Consider the following 16,735-nt stretch of genomic DNA (forward strand, 5'->3'; position numbering starts at 1 on the left):
TTCATCGAAACAAAAACAGTCCGTAATATTGCACTCTCAAAATCTGAACACCAAAGCAGTATGCAATTAGATAGAACCCTGGCACCTGATTTTCGTACCATTGAAACGGTACAGTTTCCTACTCCCCAATCGGTGGTGCTAGACAATGGCCAACCGCTTTACGTCATCAATGTCGGCGAACAACCCGTGGTTCGTTTGGAGGTGTTGTTTGAAGCAGGAACATGGCATGAACAAGTCGAAGGAGCATCGTTTTTTGCGGTAAAGATGCTTTCTGAAGGAACCAAAAACCACACTTCGGCCCAAATAAGTGGACATTTTGACCAAATCGGTGCGTTTTTGGAATTGAGTCACACCCCCGACCGCGCCAATGTGATGGTGTACGGTTTGACCAAGCACTTAGAAACGATATTAGAAATGGTGTCGGAGATGTTGCACGAGGCGACGTTTCCCGAAAAAGAATTTAATGATATACGCAATATCACGCTCCAAAATCTGCGGGTTAACCTTGAAAAAAGCGCTTATGTAGCGACCAATACCTTCAAGGAGCGGCTTTTTGGTTCGGCGCACCCATACGGGAGAGTGCAGAAAGAAGAGCGAATCACGGCACTATTGACTTCTGATTTGGAAAATTTTTATCATCAACGCATCAAAGCCCGGCCGTTTCGCGTATTCTTATCTGGGCAGGTCGGCGAGGTAGAAATTGCGCTTGTGAATAAATTTTTAGGACAACATTCTGTTTCAGAGCCCCTTCTGCCGAATATAACGCCAGAGATTGCTCCTCAAACGGAGCCGTACTGGTTAGAAAAAGAGGATGCAGTTCAGTCATCGGTGCGGGTAGGACGTAGACTTTTTAAGCGTCAGCATCCTGATTTTTATCGGATGGTTGTGGCCAATGAGGTGTTTGGCGGCTATTTTGGTTCGCGGTTAATGAAGAATATCCGGGAAGAAAAAGGCTTTACGTACGGAATCTCGGCGAGTGTTGTGCCGATGCGTCAGGAGGGATATTGGGTAATCGGGACCGACGTGAAGAAAGAATTTGCGCAGGCCACTTTGGATGAAATTCAAAAAGAGATTGGTATCATGCAAAATGCGCTTGTCCCTGCCGAGGAACTTGAAGTGGTTAAAAATTACTTGGCAGGCGAGTTTGCAGGCTCGTTAAATACTCCTTTTGAAATCGCTGACCGCGTGCGGCTTATGGTATTGGAAGGCTTGGATGTCGATTTTTATTCCAACTATATCCAACGTTTACGCGTCGTAACGGCAGAGGAAATCCAATCAATGGCGCAGCAATACTGGAAATGGGAAGAGTTGCAACGTGTTATTGTTGGGTAGTTTTTCTCAAAAATTAAACTGAATAACTAATAAATCGTGCAAAAGCACTTCAAACAAATGAAGCAATTAGTAGTGGCGGTTTTGGCCGCATTGAGTATGGTATCCTGCCAGAAAATTTTGGAAAATGAGGCTGAAAAAAATTATGAATTGAACGAAAAAGAGATTCAAAGCTATATCAGCGCCAATAATCTTACGATGGAAAAAAGTGCTACGGGGCTTTATTATAAGTTTACGGCTACTAATCCTACGGGGCTGAAACCCAACGTCGGTGATCAGGTTTCGATTCACTATACCTTGTTTAAGTTGAATGGAGTTGGTGCCAAAATTGATAGCACCGAGCGCCTCAAAGACAAGCCTTTTACGTATGTTTACGGCGTCAATTCGCTCATTCCGGGTATGGACGAGGCCCTCTCCCTCATGCGCACCGGCGACCGGGCATTGTTGCTTATGAATCACTTTTTGGCTTTTGGAGCACAGTCTGACGATATTCTACCTGCTTATTCAGCACTAGGCGCAGATGTAGAACTGGTAAAAGTACGCAACGAAAATCAGCAGATTGAAGACTACATAAAAGAGAAAAAACTGACCGTGACGGAATTGACTTCTACGGGGTTACGTTTTATTCAGACCACCACCACCACCGACGCCAAAATAGCTCAGGGCGATGTAGTTCGGGTAAAATATACGGGTAAGTTGTTGAATGACAAGCAATTTGATTCGGGCGAAATCCAGGTTCGCCTTGGCAGTGGCGGTGTGATAAAAGGTTTTGAGGAAGGAATCAGTAAGTTGCGTTATAACGAAAAAGCGACTTTAATTTTCCCTTCTTCACTCGGTTACGGCGTGCAGGGTTCTGGCAATGTTATTATGCCTTACTCACCGTTATTGTTTGAAATAGAAGTGTTGAAGTAAGACCGCACCTGATTTTTAATGGTATGTGTAGAGCCGCAATTCATTGCGGCTCTACGTTTTTAAAACCTTTTCAGGGCCAATTCGGCTACGGTTAGACCGATAGAAAGCGAGGAAGTAGCCGCTGGCGACGGGGCGTTGCAGATGTTGATGGCATTGGGCCGCTCAATAATGCTAAAGTCATCCAACAGGCCTCCGTTGCGGTCGCAGGCCTGAGCGCGGACACCCGCGCCACCGGGAATGAGGTCAGATTCCTGAATCTCCGGGATAAGCTCTTGCAGGGCTTTGGTAAACGCAGCTTTTGAAAACGAACGATACATTTCACCGAGTCCTGTTTGCCAGTATTTGGCGGCTACTTTCTGGAATCCAGGCCAAGTCAGGGTTTTCCACAATTCGCGGGCGTGAATGTCCAGTTTTTTATATCCTTCGCGTCGGAAAGCCAACACGGCATTGGGGCCTGCCTCTACGCCGCCGCCAATCATGCGCGTAAAATGCACCCCCAAAAAAGGAAAATTTGGGTCGGGAACGGGGTAAATCAGGTTTTTAACCAAGTATTGTTTTTCGGGTTTGATTTCGAAATATTCACCTCTAAACGGAATAATGCGTAAATCAATCGGCGTTTGTTGCGTAAATTGAGCCACCTTATCGGAATAAAGCCCAGCGCAGTTGATGACCAATTTGGTTTCGTAAAAATTTTGGGCCGTAATCACCATCGAGAGGTGGTCGGTTTGGCGAATCTCAACCACGCGTTGGCCAAAGTTGATTTGCCCGCCTAATTTTTGGAAGTTTTCGGCGTATTTTTCACAGACTACTTTATAGTTGATAATGCCCGTCTGCGGCACAAAAAAACCTTTAATTCCTTTTACGTGCGGCTCATATTCGCGCAAACCCGCTGCATCTAGCATTTTAAAGCCCGTCAGGCCGTTTTGGGCGCCGCGCTCGTACAGCCCCTCCAAAATAGGCACTTGTTCGGGGCGAGTCGCGACCACGATTTTGCCACAAAGGTCATAAGGAATCCCTTCTTTTTCGGCAAAATCCACCAGCATCTTATAGCCTTTGATGCAGTTGGTGGCTTTTAGGCTACCGGGCTTATAATAGAGGCCTGAGTGAATCACCCCGCTATTGTGTCCTGTTTGGTGAACGGCCACTTCGTGTTCTTTTTCAATGACCAGAACCTTTAAGTGCGGACTCTGTTCCTTTATTTTTAAGGCGGTGGCAAGACCCACAATTCCTCCCCCTATGACGGTGATGTCGTATATTTTGTTCAAGGTCGTTTTGCGTTTTATATGGTGCAAAGTTAGGGTAAACTCCTTAATTTTGACACATGAAGAAAACCTTAATCGAGCTCTATACTGCTTTTTTTGCCTTCAAAGACTACGTATTCAGGGAATGGATTATGTACATTCCGTTTTATGCCATACGACGATTTTTCGTTAAACAAACCGTTAAGCGGTTGGGTAAAGGAGGATTTGTGATGATGAAAGTGGAATTTCGAGACGGGAGAAATATCGAAATCGGTGATTATTGTTTCATCAACAAATACAGCCTTTTGGACGGGCGTGGTGGCAAACTTATTGTTGGAAACAACGTCGACATTGCCCAAGAAGTAAATATCTGGACGCTTTCCCACGACCCGCATGATGACTTTCACGGCGTGGTGGGAAAAGATGTTTTCATTGATGATTATGTGTGGATTGCCTCCCGCGCTACCATCATGCCCGGTGTGCGTATCGGGCGCGGGGCTGTGGTGGCGGCGGGTAGTATCGTGACCAAAGATGTACCTCCGATGACCATTGTGGCGGGCAGCCCCGCCAAAGTCGTGGGTCAAAGAAAGAGTGAGTTAAAATATCGGTTGGATTGGCAACCTTGGTTTAAGTAAAGGCTTTTGCCCTTATCCTTGAGACAGTCTTGTGGATTTTACTCAATCCCTCTGAACAACCGATTCCAGCGAATTTTATTCAAAATGGACTTTGGATTCGGGTCGATGGACATCCACGTAAAGAGCGCTTTGCCTACTACATGGTCGGCAGGAACAAAACCCCAAAAGCGCGAATCCGCCGATTCGTAGCGGTTGTCGCCCATCATAAAATAATAATCCTGTTGGAAAGTATAGCTTGCCAGAAGCTTGCCGTCAATGCTAATTTTACCATCCTTTACTACTACTTTGTTGGGGTCATTGTGGTCGAAAAATTTAATGGCATTGGCATATTTTGCTACATTGGTGGAGTCCAACTGAATCGTCCATCCTTTCTTGGGCACTTGAATTGGACCCCAAAACTCCTGATTTTTAGGGATAGCCTTCGGAAAAATACCCGCCTCGGCGGTGTTGGAAGCATACTGACTGATGTGCGTAACACTGCGAACGAACGAATGTTTTTTAAGATTGTCAACAATTTGGGGCGTTGTTCGAATCTGATATACAAATGTATTAGGCTTGGCAGAGTCAGCGGGATAATTTCCGTAATCCTGAATATCTTCATTTTCAAAAAAACGGTCATCCAATAAATCGCCAGATTCCAAACGGTAATAAAATACTGCCGTCGGCGGCACGGCGGCGGGTTGGCCGTTGATGTACACCACGGCCTTTTTTATTTCAACTACATCGCCGCTGACGGCGACGCATCGCTTGATGAAGTTGTTGCGTAAATCCACAGGAAAGTGTTTATAGCCACCGTCGCCGCGAGCCACGTCTTCAAAAGGCTCATCGGGGTCGCCTGGATAGTTGAAGACCACTACATCGTTGCGTTTTACGTCGGTAAAGCCTGGCAAACGGAACACTGGAAGCTGAATCAAGGTCGAAAAAGAGGGGATTTTTGTGCCCCAAATGGTTTGATGCGTCAGCGGAATCTGTAAAGGTGTTGCGGGTGTACGCGCGCCATAATGTAGGTTGCTCACAAAAATAAAATCACCAATCAGAATTGTTTTCTCCATCGATGACGACGGAATAACGTAGGGCGTAAAGAGCAACCAACGAATGAACGTGGCCGCCACAACTGCAAAAACAATAGAATCAGCCCACTCTCTAAAGGCCGACTTTTTGGGGTTTTTTGATTTGCTTTCGGCTGTTTTTACTTCCATCATGGCGGTAAGCGTTTTTATTATATTCTTTGGGCATACGCAAGGAAAGGGCAGACGCAAGCGGCGGCCGCTGGGGGCCTGCCCCTACTGTGTTTATCCTTTATAAAAAATCCATTTTGATAACTCCTTGTAATTCACCTTTTTGCCATACATCAAAATACCAATCCGATAAATACGCGCTGCGAGCCACGTGGTGCCCACAAATCCCATCACGAGTAAAACCATCGAAAGGGCGATTTCCCACGCGGGTACGCCAAACGGAATCCGAGCCATCATCACCACTGGTGAGGTGAAAGGAATCATTGACGTCCAAAATGCCAGCGAACCGTCGGGTTGATTAATGGACAACTGTGCAAAAAAGATGGAGGCAATGATAGGAAGCATGATAGGAAAAGTAAACTGCCCAGCTTCCTGTTGGTTTTCGACTGAGGCACCGATGGCGGCGTAGAGAGAGCTGTACAATAAATACCCGCCCAAAAAGTAAAAAATGAAGCAAATGAATATTTGCGCCAGCGGCAATGACTGTGCCGATTCCATAAACGTATTTACGGTATTGAGCGTGTTGCTTTGCGACTTCTCCATCTCTTTCTTTAGTTCGGGGTCGGCTTGTTCGGCCTGCTTATTGAGCACCTCTTGGGTTGCCGTAAAACGATTGAAGCCAAACAGCGTTTGGGTCGCGGTTGTTACCCCAAACGTAAGAATACCCCAAAGTAAAAACTGCGTCAGGCCCACGGCAGCTACGCCTAAAATCTTGCCCATCATCAAATGAAAAGGCTTGACGGAGGAAATAATGACTTCAATGATACGGTTCGATTTTTCTTCCATCACCCCTTGCATCACTCCTGCTCCATAAATGAGGATAAAAATGTAGAGCAAAAAAGCCGCCGCGTAGCCCGCCACGTAGGCGGCAATGGTACTGCTTGACTGCGTTTTTCCTTCGTCGTTGAGGCTAAAAGTCTGAGCGTCAACGTTCATGTTGGCTTCTTCGATAACCTGTTGGGTAATGCCTGCTTTGGAAAGTTTGATGTTGCGAAGCTCCTGCTGAACGATTTTTTCAATGCGGTTCTGTTGCATAGGGCCGATGTTTTTGGCAGCATAGATTTGCACGCCCTTCGGCCGTTCCATGATATCGGCGGGGATAAATACCAGAAGGTTCTGCTCTTTGTCTTTTAGTTGTTTTTGGGCCGTAGCAATCGGCCCGCTGATAAATTCAAACGTAGTGTTGGCGTCGCTTTTAAACTTGTTTTTAAATAGGCCGCTTTCGTCAATGACCTGAATGGTTTTGCGTTCATTGTTGAACGAACCCACGGCGGCCCAGATGATGATGCCGTAAAAAGCAGCAATCAGCAGCGGTGTCAAAAGGGTCATTACGATGAATGACTTTTTGCGTACGCGTACCAAGTATTCGCGTTTGAGGACAAGGAATATATTTCTCATAGCTTCAAGGAGGAGTTATAAAGTATCTTCGTGTTTTTGGGGGAGTATGAGCCCAAAAAATGGAATGGTATTTATCAATAAAATCGTTGATTAGGTGGGCTGGCAGCCTATTGCAGACTGTTTATTTCCTCGGGTATTTCACCACCAACGGCTTTGATGAAAATATCGTTGAAAGAAGGAATGTTTTCGTGAAAAGAGATCAGCTCCACCTGACTGATGAGGTTGCCCACCAAGGCGTTGACGGAGGCATTGCCTATCAATCGAATGTTTGCTTTATTGACTTGCTCGTCGTCGATTTTGTGGGAGATAATCTCAAAATCAGCGGGCAGTGATTCCAACGTTCCGTGATAACGCACCGAGTAGCTGTGCTCCTTGAATTGATCTTTTACCTCTTTTTTGCTCCCCTTTAAAATTACCTGCGATTTGTGAATCAGCGCAATGTGGTCACAAAGCTCTTCTACCGACTCCATGCGGTGCGTTGAGAAAATGATGGTTGTTCCTTTGTCGCGTAGTTCGAGGATTTCGTCTTTAATAAGGTTGGCGTTAATCGGGTCAAATCCCGAAAATGGTTCATCCAAAATAATTAGTTTAGGTTCGTGCATGACGGTGGCCACAAACTGAATTTTTTGTTGCATTCCCTTAGAAAGGTCTTCGATGCTTTTGGTCCACCACGTTTTGATGTCGAATTTCTTAAACCAGATTTTTAATTTTTCCATGGCCTCTCGTTCCGACAGTCCTTTGAGCTGGGCCAGATAGAGGAGCTGCTCGCCCACCTTCATTTTTTTGTACAATCCACGTTCTTCAGGCAAATAACCGATGTGTTGGATATGTTCGGGACGTAGGCGCTCCCCGTCGAGCAAAACGTAGCCTTCGTCGGGTGCAGTGATTTGGGTGATAATCCGAATAAGTGAGGTTTTTCCTGCGCCGTTGGGACCAAGTAATCCAAAAATACTGCCTTTGGGAACATTTAAGCTTACCCCATCAAGGGCGCGATGCGAAGCGTACTGTTTTACGACATCGTGAACTTCGAGAATGTTGGGCATATAGTTAAGAGTTAAGAAGAAAAGGCTGTGTAAAAGAGCATGAAAGAATGCCTCTCGCTTTATAAAGAGTTCGAAAATTAAGGCCATGAACTTGCTATTATCAAGTGAATGCGGATAGTTGGGGGATTTAGAAGGATAAGCGGTAAAACCAAATGCGCTTTCGGTCGATTTGGCGCTTAATCATTTTTGAAAAAAACGTTTGGATGCGAGGATATTGAGAAGTACTAATCACATCTCTTAATGGCTGAAACGCTTAGCGGTGGGCCAAAATGCTCCTTAATCATGATATATAAAAGTTCCTGTTAAAAATCATAGTGTTAAAATATACTTATCGGCTATTTATTTCTTTTTAAAAATGCATTTATCGTTAATATTTAATTAAAATAGTTAATTATGAGATATTTTTTTGCGACAAATATGCCAATTAGTCAATTAAATCAATATATTGCCATAAAACAGTTGCAGTCACACCAGTAATCGATAAAATGCCCACAGTGCCTGTATATAAATTCTTCTTTTTGGGCCCTGTCTAGCTTGCTAAGCTAGCGAATGCATAGACGAATAGAGTTTATCATAATCAGGTCTGTATTGTAGATAATCGTGCGTTTTTACGGAATCAATTGCCTTTTTTATATTTCTTTCTACCACTCTAAATCTTTACCCTAATGAAAAACACACACAATTGTGGGCCTTAGCCCGGGCGCTATTCATCTTGTTAGTATTTCTTAACTTATCGTTTTACCAAGTGAAAAGCTGTAAAAAATGAAAAGAATATTAAACATTGTCTCAAGCCCGGGAAAAGAGAATTCTTTTAGCGTCAGATTATCAAATGCTGTAGTGTCCAAATTACAGGCCGCTTATCCTGGCAGTACGGTTCAAACACGGAATTTAGCCTTAAATCCGTTTCCGCATCTGGAAGAATCGCACATTACCTCTTTTTTTACGCCTGAAGAGTACCGAACCGAAGCCCAAAATACGGCCCTTCGCCATTCAGACCAAGCGATTAAAGAAGTAATGGACGCCGATATTATTGTAATCGGCGTACCTATGTATAACTTCGGTATTCCGTCTAACCTAAAGGCGTGGATTGACCATATTGTTAGACAAGGCCAAACGTTTACCTTCACCGAGAAAGGCCCCGAAGGATTGCTAAAAAACAAAAAACTGTACTTGGCGATTGCGACAGGAGGAATTTACTCAGAAGGCCCGATGAAAACCTACGATTTTACCGAGTCTTACTTGAGAACTATCTTGGCTTTTATTGGAATTACCGACGTTTCGGTTTTTCGTGCCGAAGGCATTGCGGTTCCGGGAATGCAGGAAACTGCACTGCAAAAAGGGATAGAGAGTATCACTGCCTAATCCTGAAATCTATTGTGCTCAAAACACGAGCCAATCAATTTTAGGAGACTTATAAGCCTTCCTCTGCTCGATGGCGGTACCGATTGTCATAACTCGGTACCGCCTTTTAACTTTATAATACAACAACTTTAAGCAGAATAACTGGTGCTAACCACGGTCAATGGTTTGTTTTTAGTAGTTTGCATCTGATAACCAAAAAAATAGACCATGAATATTGTTACAAGAGTGCTTGCTTTCCTGCTTTTATTGAAAGGCCTCCTGTCCTGCAACCCAAGTGCAGAACAAAAAAAGGAAGAAGCAAAGTCGATGACCACGTTTGTCTATGACTTGACTCAGCCTGCTGAAACCTACGTTTTGCCCAAAGAGCTGAAAGAGATTTCGGGGGTGGCTTTTTACGCAGAAAACCAACTTTTGTGCGTGCAAGACGAAGACGGTGAAGTGTTTGTGTATGATTTGGCGCAACAAAAAATTACGGAAAGTCATCGTTTTGGCCCCCGGGGCGATTATGAAGGAATTGAGAAAATTGGCGACGAAATCTATGTATTGCGAAGCGACGGAGCACTATTTAATTTTAAACTTGGAAACAAAGAAACACGCGAAATTGAAACTGGCCTGCCCGGAAAAAATGACGTCGAAGGCTTGACGTACGACTTCAGTACCAAACGCCTGTGGTTGGCGGTCAAAGAGGCTTCTAAGAAAGCCGTAAAAGATGATGATAAGGTCATTTTTTCTTTTGACCTGAAGAGTCGAAGGGTGTTTACAGAGCGTGAATTGAAAGCCAAGCAATTTGACCAAGTAGGATTGAAAGGCAAGAACTGGAAGGATTTTAAACCGTCTGACATTGCTTCTCATCCCAAAACTGGAGAACTATATTTGCTCAGTTCGGCGGGGCATCGATTGGTTATTTTCTCGGCGGGAGGGGTGCCGTTAAAAAATATTGACCTTGACCCCAAACTATTTCGGCAGCCCGAAGGAATCTGCTTTAACCCCGAAGGAACCCTTTACATATCAAGCGAAGGCGATGGCAAAGATGGGTATATTCTAAAGTTTGATCCATTGAAGGAGGCGGATAATTGAGTGGAATAAGTGCTGGAAAAGATATGTATCAAACCCCCGACACGAAGAAAGGATATTTCGACGTCGGGGGTTTGATTGTTTTAAAAAGAGGGATAATTATAACTTCTTTTGAAAAAATGCGGCAATGGCTTTGTTGACTTTTACCTGATTGGCGTGCATCATAAAATGGTGAGTATCATCCACAATCACCATCGTTTCGATGGGTACTTTTGTTTCTTCTAAGCGGCGTACCAAGTCGGTACTTTGACTAAAACGCACGTTGCGGTCATCGTCGCCGTGGATGAAAAGTACGGGAGAAGTCCACGTATTTACATACGCAATCGGGGACGATTTCCAGGCTACCTCCAAGGCGCGGGTGGCGTCGGGAGCGCGTTCGTATTGGTCGGGCATCAGAATATTGCGGGTGCGCTCGATGGTGCGGTCGTGTACGCCGTGGATGTCGACGCCTACGGCAAACAGCTTAGAGTCGCGTCCTAAGGCCATCGCTGTTAAAAATCCGCCGTATGAGCCTCCGTATATGCCGATGCGTTTGGGATCAATTTGCGGTTGTTTGGCAAGCCATTCGCCAGCGGCTTTGATGTCGATATATTCGGAAGCGCCGTTGGCACCGCCATTTTTCGCATTGTGAAACTCATATCCGTAACCAATCCCCAAACGATAATTGACCGATAAGACTGCGTAACCGAGGCTTGCCAAATACTGATTCATGGCGTAAGCATTGGCGTAATAATCACCATAATTCCACCCCAATAACATCTGCCGAGGTGGCCCACCGTGAACATAAACAATGGCGGGCTTTTTGGCGGGGCCTCCTGCTTTTTCAAAGAGTTGGCAATGAACCGTTACGCCGTCGGGTGTTTTGAAGACCACTTGTTTGGGAGTTACCAAATCCGTACTTGGGTAGGTTGTAGGTAAACGGTCGGTAGCGAGGATTTTTATTTCTGCGCCGTTGGCGGGCATTACGGAAGGGAGAGGAGGGCGTTGAGCGGTAGCACTGATAAATGCCATTGTTTTTCCGTCGCCCGTCAAAACTGGGAACCATTCTAGGCCCGTTCCGGGCGTCATTATCTGCATATCTGCGCGGTCTACGGATACTTTAACGACGTGACGCCGGTCAATGTCTAAGGCGTCAGTACCCGCATTGGCGGCAAAAACGAGCGATTTTCCATCGGCGCTGAGTTGAATATGTTCACACATAAAATTGCCAGGTGTAAGCAAGAGCGGCGCACCACCTTGCTCAGTTAATGAGTATAAATGTGGCCATCCGTCTTGGTAAGAAAGAAAAACGATGCGATTGGCCGCCCAGTGCAAATTGGGCCCTCCATGGGTGTTGGGCACTGAGCCATTCAATCGTTTAGGCGCGGTCCAAAGGGTTTTTGCTTCTCCCGTACTTACATCGGCCGTCATGATTGACCACGGGATATGCTTCCTTACGAGGATAGAATCGGGCTTGCCGCCTAGTCCGTTGGTACGAATAAAGGCCAATTTCTTTCCATCAGGCGACCAACGCGGGGAATTGTCACGTTTGTATTGGGGGTCTATCCAAACGATAGGGGTTTGGGCGTCGGTATAAACACCGATAAAACTGTGGTCAACTCGATTGGATTGAAATGCCAGCCGACTTCCGTCGGGCGACCAAACTGGCGTGCTGTTTGTGCCACGGGCCGAAAAGAGCAGCGTTGCCGCCGCCGAACCATCAAGAGGAACGGTGTATATTTGCCCTCCTTTGGAGAAAGCTACTTTATCGCTTTTGGGCGAAATAACAGGGTCTTCGCCTTCGCCCAAAAGCTTGGGCTCGCCACCCGCAAATAGCACAGCCCAAATTTGCACTTTGGGAGGGGTAGGGCTAAAGGTGGGATTGACGGGGAGCTCATCGCCCCAATTGGAGCCATGATCGCCGCCGCGTACATAGAGCACCCATTTTCCATCATCAGATAATGCTACACTACTGAGTTCCTGACCATCGTCCTGTAAATAGTTGGTGAGTCGTCGGGCGTTGAAGTCGGGCCCTTCCGCTACGTAGATGTTGCGTTGGCCCTGCTCATTGAATGCCCATGCAATGCGAGAACCCGTGGCTGAGGCGGTCAATTCATTGGGAAAAGGATAGGATTTGACGGCATCCATTGAAAAACCGTTTTGTGCTCGGGATACAGTGCTGAAAAGACAGTGTAAGAGTGTGAAGATTAGTAGCGTAGGTTTCATGAAGTGAGGAGTTGATGAAATCCAAACTTACTAAAAATCAATCTCATTGAGGAGCTTATTTAGGTCTTTATCTGAAATATTGCCATGGTGCGCTTGGTCGTAAATAGAAGCTGAGGCTATAATATCTTCAAGTGATACCATAGAGGTAATCACACTTACCCAAATAGCTATTTTTTGCGCCACTGAGCGATACATTTGAAAAGGAACTAAATGATTTTTCAAGGGCGGTAGGATGAGATTCCTAAAAATGCTAATCAGACTTGGCATTTTTAGGATAGCCTAATCTTTTCTTGCAGCGGTAGTATTAAAAGAACAGCTTCGTGCTTCTGAAAACTAAAATATTTTAAAAATTAGCCGTAATTTTCGGCCCTACTTTTTACCGAACAAATGAAAACATTTCAAGTCATTTCTCCCGTTGATGGCTCCGTGTATGTGGAGCGCGAATATAGTACTGCCACTCAGATTGAAAGTATTTTGGCGAATGCCAAAGCGGCTCAAAAAATGTGGAAAAACGTTCCGCTACGCGAACGAATTACCATTTGCGAAAGGGCCTTAGATTATTTTTTAACCCATGCCGATGCCATTGGCGAGGAGCTAACATGGCAAATGGGACGCCCGATTGGGTACACTCCCAACGAAATCCGTCGTGGTTTTCAAGAGCGTGCACGCTATATGATACAAGCCGCCATTGGTGCCTTGTCGGATGTGCCTGTTTCAGAAAAAGAAGGTTTTCAGCGTTTTATCCGTCGCGAAGCCCTCGGAACGGTGTTTGTGGTGGCTCCGTGGAACTATCCCTATTTAACATCGGTCAACGTGGTTATTCCTGCATTATTGGCGGGTAATACCGTGATACTCAAACACGCGCAGCAAACGCCCCTTTGTGCTGAGCGCTACGCGGCGGCGTTTAAAGCGGCTGGTTTGCCCGAAGGTGTTTTTCAATATCTCCACACCACCCACGATTACGTGGCCCGGATGATTGCAGACCCTCGCGTAGATTTTGTGGCCTTCACGGGTTCTGTTTCGGGGGGGCATGCGGTGCAGCGGGCGGCAGCGGAGCGTTTTATTGCCACTGGTTTGGAACTGGGTGGCAAAGACCCCGCCTACGTACGCGCAGATGCTCCTCTGGCTTTTGCCGTGGAAAATTTGGTTGATGGGGCGCTCTTCAATTCAGGGCAATCTTGCTGCGGTATTGAGCGTATTTATGTTCACGAAAAAGTCTATGATGAATTTGTGCAGGGTGCGGTAGCCCTTGTTAATCAGTATGTTTTGGGCAATCCGTTGGAAGCAGGCGTACATCTTGGACCGATGGTGCGTACCTCAGCGGCGGAGTTTGTACGCGGTCAAATACGTGAAGCCGTCAGTCAGGGAGCAGATGCATTGATTGATCCGTCGGGCTTTCCATTAAACCAAGTCGGAACGCCTTATTTGGCACCGCAATTGTTGGTCAATGTCAATCATTCTATGCGCATCATGAACGAAGAGACCTTTGGGCCAGCCGTCGGAATCATGAAAGTAAGCAGCGACGAAGAAGCCATTCGACTCATGAACGACAGCGACTACGGCCTCACGGCGTCGGTTTGGACGAGTGATGCCGATGCTGCGTTGCACATTGGGAACCAAATTGAAACTGGAACGTGGTTTATGAACCGCTGCGATTACCTCGACCCCGAACTTGCCTGGACGGGTGTGAAAGACTCTGGACGTGGTTGTACTTTATCAGCGTTGGGTTATGAAGCCCTGACCAGACCGAAATCGTTTCATTTGAGAGTGGATGGGTTTTAAGCTTTTGGGAAAAGCTCAGTATAAACGGATGTTAAAAACAAAAAAAACTGCTTTGTTCTGCTGAAAGGGTCTATTGTAATTGTAAACCCACTTTTTAGATGCTTTCAGCAGGGTAAATAAATTAATAATCTGTGACAAAAATAAAAATTGGCCTATTAGAATGTGACCATGTGCGAGATGAGTTTCGGCACATTGCGGGCGATTACCGCGACATGTTTCCTGCGTTGTTTATGCCTTTGGCTCCCGAATGGGAATTTGTATTTTATGACGTCGCCAACGGATATTTTCCAACGTCCGTTGATGAATGCGACGTTTATCTCTGTACGGGCTCTAAATCTTCGGTCTATGACGATGAGCCATGGATTCACGACTTGAAAGCGTTTTTTCGTCAAATGTACGCCCAACAAAAAATCTTTTTAGGGGTGTGTTTCGGACATCAGATGTTGGCCGAAGCCTTGGGTGGAAAAGTGCAAAAAGCGGCGGTGGGTTGGTGCGTAGGAATTCACGAATTCAAAATGTTGGATGCAGCAAAAAACGCTTGGATGAACCCGCCGAAGGAAAGCCTGAATCTGCTGATGATGTGCCAGGACCAAGTGCACCAATTGCCACCTGATAGTACGATATTAGCCTCGGCAGATGATTGCCCCGTAGCCATGTTTCGCGTAGGAGAGCGGATGCTGGGCGTGCAGGCGCATCCGGAGTTTCCGCTTCAGTACGAAGAGGCCCTCATGCGCTCGCGGGTGGAGCGAATAGGAGCCGAAAAAACGGCTAGAGGACTCGAAAGTTTAACCTTACCTTTGCACAGTACTTTGATGGCGCAGTGGATGGTGTCGTTTGTAAAGTCTGTTTTGTGATGTCCTTTCAATGATTCAAATGATGATTGCCCAATTTCAGGTAAGTGAGCTAGCTGAGTTTCTTAAATATGGTATTTCGGGATTAAGTGCCATTGCTTTTATCTTGTCGTTTTACCTGCTGAGCCGCGAGAGCAGTCGGGCTAAGCCACGGGCCGAGATGCTGCGCTCTATTAGAATGTTTATGGGGTTGACGCTCGTCTTGGGGTTGGTTTCGGGCGTAGCCGCCATTCTTAACCCCAAAGACCCTGCCCCCGAAGTTGCCAAGAAGCCCGTCAAAAAAGCATCTTTGGTAAGCAAAATAGTAAAACCTCGCACCGTTTGGAGCATTGAACTGTTTTACGAAGCAGGGGCCAAACCGCTCGCCCAGCAACTCATTGACGAACTACAAGCCTATAAAGATTATAGCGTCAAAATGACGGCATTGACGGTTTCCCGAAAAAAAGAACTCAAAATTAGTCGGAGTCAGATAAGGTACGAACTCGTTGAAAAAGAGGCGGCTAATCAGCTTCAAAAGCGTTTGGATAAGATTCTTCCGCAGGATGTCAACCTAGACCTCAAGCAAATCACCTCAACCTCTCCCAATTATTTAAGCATCTTTGTGTGCGATTAATGGTTTTGGTACGTTAAAAAACGCACTTGAGATTCTTTCATACTGTAAGAAGTATTTTTTGTAATTAAATTTTCAATAATCATAAAACAACGATGAAGAAAACGTTCATAACCCTTTCTTTACTGGCTTGTGCCGCAGCTGGATTTGCGCAAACCCCTGGTGGTACCCCTCCGGCGGTTTCTCCTATGCCCATGAAGCCCGAAATGACCGAAATCTGGGAACCCGAAGTAGGGGTCGTAACGCCGGGTAAAAATGCGGGAGACCCACCCTCCGACGCTATCGTACTTTTTAACGGAAAAGACCTTTCGCAGTGGGTTTCTGCCAAAGATGGTGGTCCTGCTCCCTGGAAAATTGTAAATAATGACTACTTGGAAGTAGTTCCTAAAAGTGGCGATATCAAAACCAAAATGAAGTTTGGTGATTGCCAGCTTCACCTCGAATTCAGCGCGCCTGATGTAGTAGAAGGCGTGAGCCAAGGTCGTGGAAACAGTGGTGTGTTTTTTCAGGATCGTTATGAACTCCAAATTTTGGATTCGTACCAAAACCGTACCTATCGCAACGGACAAGCCGGAAGTATTTACAAAGATCACGCACCGCTCGTGAACCCTATGCGCGGGCCGCTTGAGTGGAACGTTTATGATGTTGTATATACCGCACCTCGTTTCAAAGCAGATGGCCGTATTGATGCACCTGCACGCATCACCGTTTTTCTGAATGGGGTACTGGTTCAAAACAACGCAACTATCAATGGATTAACGCTTTACATTGGTTTGCACCACTATCCTGAAGCACACGGCGACGACGTGATTCACCTTCAAGATCACAATAATAAAACGCAGTTTCGTAATATTTGGGTAAGAAAACTGTAATTCTAGATTTACCAAGACAAACAAAGAGGGGCGAATATTCGCCCCTCTTTGTTTTAATGACCCATGTAAAACGAACTCTACTTTAAACTTTTACATTTTTCGTGGGGCCCGCTGGTACTGTCTTAAAATACAAATTTTGAAATAGAATTTTTTTAATATTTTTGGGACTCAGAAGGAGCGACA

General features: G+C 45.7%; 15 protein-coding genes. 9 read left to right on the forward strand and 6 right to left on the reverse strand.

The genetic code is table 11. The features are described 5' to 3' along the window. The first annotated feature begins 60 nt into the window (after positions 1-60). Together GVN20_RS13335 and GVN20_RS13340 are read left to right on the forward strand one after the other, a co-directional pair. Positions 61-1,332, forward strand: coding sequence for a pitrilysin family protein (locus GVN20_RS13335; RefSeq protein ID WP_166558785.1), 1,272 nt, complete (start codon positions 61-63; stop codon positions 1,330-1,332). 57 nt (positions 1,333-1,389) lie between these two features. After that, a complete protein-coding gene (locus tag GVN20_RS13340) occupies positions 1,390-2,241 on the forward strand; it encodes an FKBP-type peptidyl-prolyl cis-trans isomerase (RefSeq protein ID WP_166558786.1) in 852 nt (283 codons plus the stop codon). A 59-nt stretch (positions 2,242-2,300) separates the two neighbouring features. Here GVN20_RS13340 and lhgO read toward each other — a convergent pair whose 3' ends face one another. Beyond that, entirely contained in the window at positions 2,301-3,497 is a 1,197-nt protein-coding gene (lhgO, locus tag GVN20_RS13345; RefSeq protein ID WP_166558825.1) for an L-2-hydroxyglutarate oxidase, read from the reverse strand. Positions 3,498-3,562: 65 nt separating this feature from the next. Here lhgO and GVN20_RS13350 point away from each other — a divergent pair, with 65 nt between their 5' ends. Continuing rightward, positions 3,563-4,117, forward strand: a complete 555-nt coding sequence (locus tag GVN20_RS13350) for an acyltransferase (RefSeq protein ID WP_166558787.1) — start codon at positions 3,563-3,565, stop codon at positions 4,115-4,117. 38 nt (positions 4,118-4,155) lie between these two features. Here GVN20_RS13350 and lepB read toward each other — a convergent pair whose 3' ends face one another. From lepB to GVN20_RS13365, 3 genes are all read right to left on the reverse strand, one after another. Continuing rightward, entirely contained in the window at positions 4,156-5,319 is a 1,164-nt protein-coding gene (gene lepB / locus GVN20_RS13355; protein WP_166558788.1) for a signal peptidase I, read from the reverse strand. Between the two features lie 90 nt (positions 5,320-5,409). Further along, positions 5,410-6,753 carry an ABC transporter permease gene (locus tag GVN20_RS13360; RefSeq protein WP_166558789.1) on the reverse strand — a complete coding sequence of 448 codons (1,344 nt, stop codon included), beginning with the start codon at positions 6,751-6,753 and terminating at the stop codon, positions 5,410-5,412. A gap of 107 nt (positions 6,754-6,860) precedes the next feature. Further along, complete coding sequence (locus tag GVN20_RS13365) at positions 6,861-7,796, reverse strand: ABC transporter ATP-binding protein (protein WP_166558790.1); 936 nt, start codon at positions 7,794-7,796, stop codon at positions 6,861-6,863. A 762-nt stretch (positions 7,797-8,558) separates the two neighbouring features. Here GVN20_RS13365 and GVN20_RS13370 point away from each other — a divergent pair. Further along, positions 8,559-9,158, forward strand: a complete 600-nt coding sequence (locus GVN20_RS13370; RefSeq protein WP_166558791.1) for an FMN-dependent NADH-azoreductase — start codon at positions 8,559-8,561, stop codon at positions 9,156-9,158. Between the two features lie 207 nt (positions 9,159-9,365). Next, positions 9,366-10,235, forward strand: a complete 870-nt coding sequence (locus GVN20_RS13375) for an SdiA-regulated domain-containing protein (protein ID WP_166558792.1) — start codon at positions 9,366-9,368, stop codon at positions 10,233-10,235. Positions 10,236-10,331: 96 nt separating this feature from the next. On the opposite strand, the gene GVN20_RS13380 is transcribed toward GVN20_RS13375, so the two are convergent. After that, on the reverse strand, positions 10,332-12,437 hold the full coding sequence (locus GVN20_RS13380; RefSeq protein WP_166558793.1) for a prolyl oligopeptidase family serine peptidase: 2,106 nt from the start codon (positions 12,435-12,437) through the stop codon (positions 10,332-10,334). Between the two features lie 30 nt (positions 12,438-12,467). Continuing rightward, positions 12,468-12,659 carry a hypothetical protein gene (locus tag GVN20_RS13385; protein WP_166558794.1) on the reverse strand — a complete coding sequence of 64 codons (192 nt, stop codon included), beginning with the start codon at positions 12,657-12,659 and terminating at the stop codon, positions 12,468-12,470. 165 nt (positions 12,660-12,824) lie between these two features. Between GVN20_RS13385 and GVN20_RS13390 the strand changes: the two genes are divergently transcribed. The 4 genes from GVN20_RS13390 to GVN20_RS13405 all read left to right on the forward strand — a co-directional run bounded on the left by GVN20_RS13390 (position 12,825) and on the right by GVN20_RS13405 (position 16,552). After that, positions 12,825-14,219 (forward strand): aldehyde dehydrogenase family protein, encoded by a 1,395-nt coding sequence (locus tag GVN20_RS13390; protein ID WP_166558795.1) that lies wholly within the window; start codon positions 12,825-12,827, stop codon positions 14,217-14,219. A 131-nt stretch (positions 14,220-14,350) separates the two neighbouring features. Further along, positions 14,351-15,073: a glutamine amidotransferase-related protein gene (locus GVN20_RS29690; protein ID WP_310586819.1), complete on the forward strand. Its 723-nt coding sequence runs from the start codon at positions 14,351-14,353 to the stop codon at positions 15,071-15,073. A 19-nt stretch (positions 15,074-15,092) separates the two neighbouring features. Next, entirely contained in the window at positions 15,093-15,683 is a 591-nt protein-coding gene (locus GVN20_RS13400) for a hypothetical protein (RefSeq protein ID WP_166558796.1), read from the forward strand. 92 nt (positions 15,684-15,775) lie between these two features. Continuing rightward, a complete protein-coding gene (locus GVN20_RS13405; protein WP_166558797.1) occupies positions 15,776-16,552 on the forward strand; it encodes a DUF1080 domain-containing protein in 777 nt (258 codons plus the stop codon). Positions 16,553-16,735 lie beyond the last annotated feature (183 nt).

The sequence above is a fragment of the Runella sp. CRIBMP genome (genome assembly GCF_009905605.1).
Lineage (GTDB): Bacteria > Bacteroidota > Bacteroidia > Cytophagales > Spirosomataceae > Runella.

Bases quoted from the DNA above. Each gene is read 5' to 3' on its own strand.
- GVN20_RS13365 (WP_166558790.1), bottom strand. From the start codon at position 7,796: ATGCCCAACATTCTCGAAGTTCACGATGTCGTAAAACAGTACGCTTCG.
- GVN20_RS13390 (WP_166558795.1), top strand. From the start codon at position 12,825: ATGAAAACATTTCAAGTCATTTCTCCCGTTGATGGCTCCGTGTATGTG.
- GVN20_RS13375 (WP_166558792.1), top strand. From the start codon at position 9,366: ATGAATATTGTTACAAGAGTGCTTGCTTTCCTGCTTTTATTGAAAGGC.
- lepB (WP_166558788.1), bottom strand. From the start codon at position 5,319: ATGATGGAAGTAAAAACAGCCGAAAGCAAATCAAAAAACCCCAAAAAG.
- GVN20_RS13340 (WP_166558786.1), top strand. From the start codon at position 1,390: ATGAAGCAATTAGTAGTGGCGGTTTTGGCCGCATTGAGTATGGTATCC.
- GVN20_RS13360 (WP_166558789.1), bottom strand. From the start codon at position 6,753: ATGAGAAATATATTCCTTGTCCTCAAACGCGAATACTTGGTACGCGTA.
- GVN20_RS13400 (WP_166558796.1), top strand. From the start codon at position 15,093: ATGATGATTGCCCAATTTCAGGTAAGTGAGCTAGCTGAGTTTCTTAAA.
- GVN20_RS13370 (WP_166558791.1), top strand. From the start codon at position 8,559: ATGAAAAGAATATTAAACATTGTCTCAAGCCCGGGAAAAGAGAATTCT.
- GVN20_RS13335 (WP_166558785.1), top strand. From the start codon at position 61: ATGCAATTAGATAGAACCCTGGCACCTGATTTTCGTACCATTGAAACG.
- GVN20_RS13405 (WP_166558797.1), top strand. From the start codon at position 15,776: ATGAAGAAAACGTTCATAACCCTTTCTTTACTGGCTTGTGCCGCAGCT.
- GVN20_RS13380 (WP_166558793.1), bottom strand. From the start codon at position 12,437: ATGAAACCTACGCTACTAATCTTCACACTCTTACACTGTCTTTTCAGC.
- GVN20_RS13350 (WP_166558787.1), top strand. From the start codon at position 3,563: ATGAAGAAAACCTTAATCGAGCTCTATACTGCTTTTTTTGCCTTCAAA.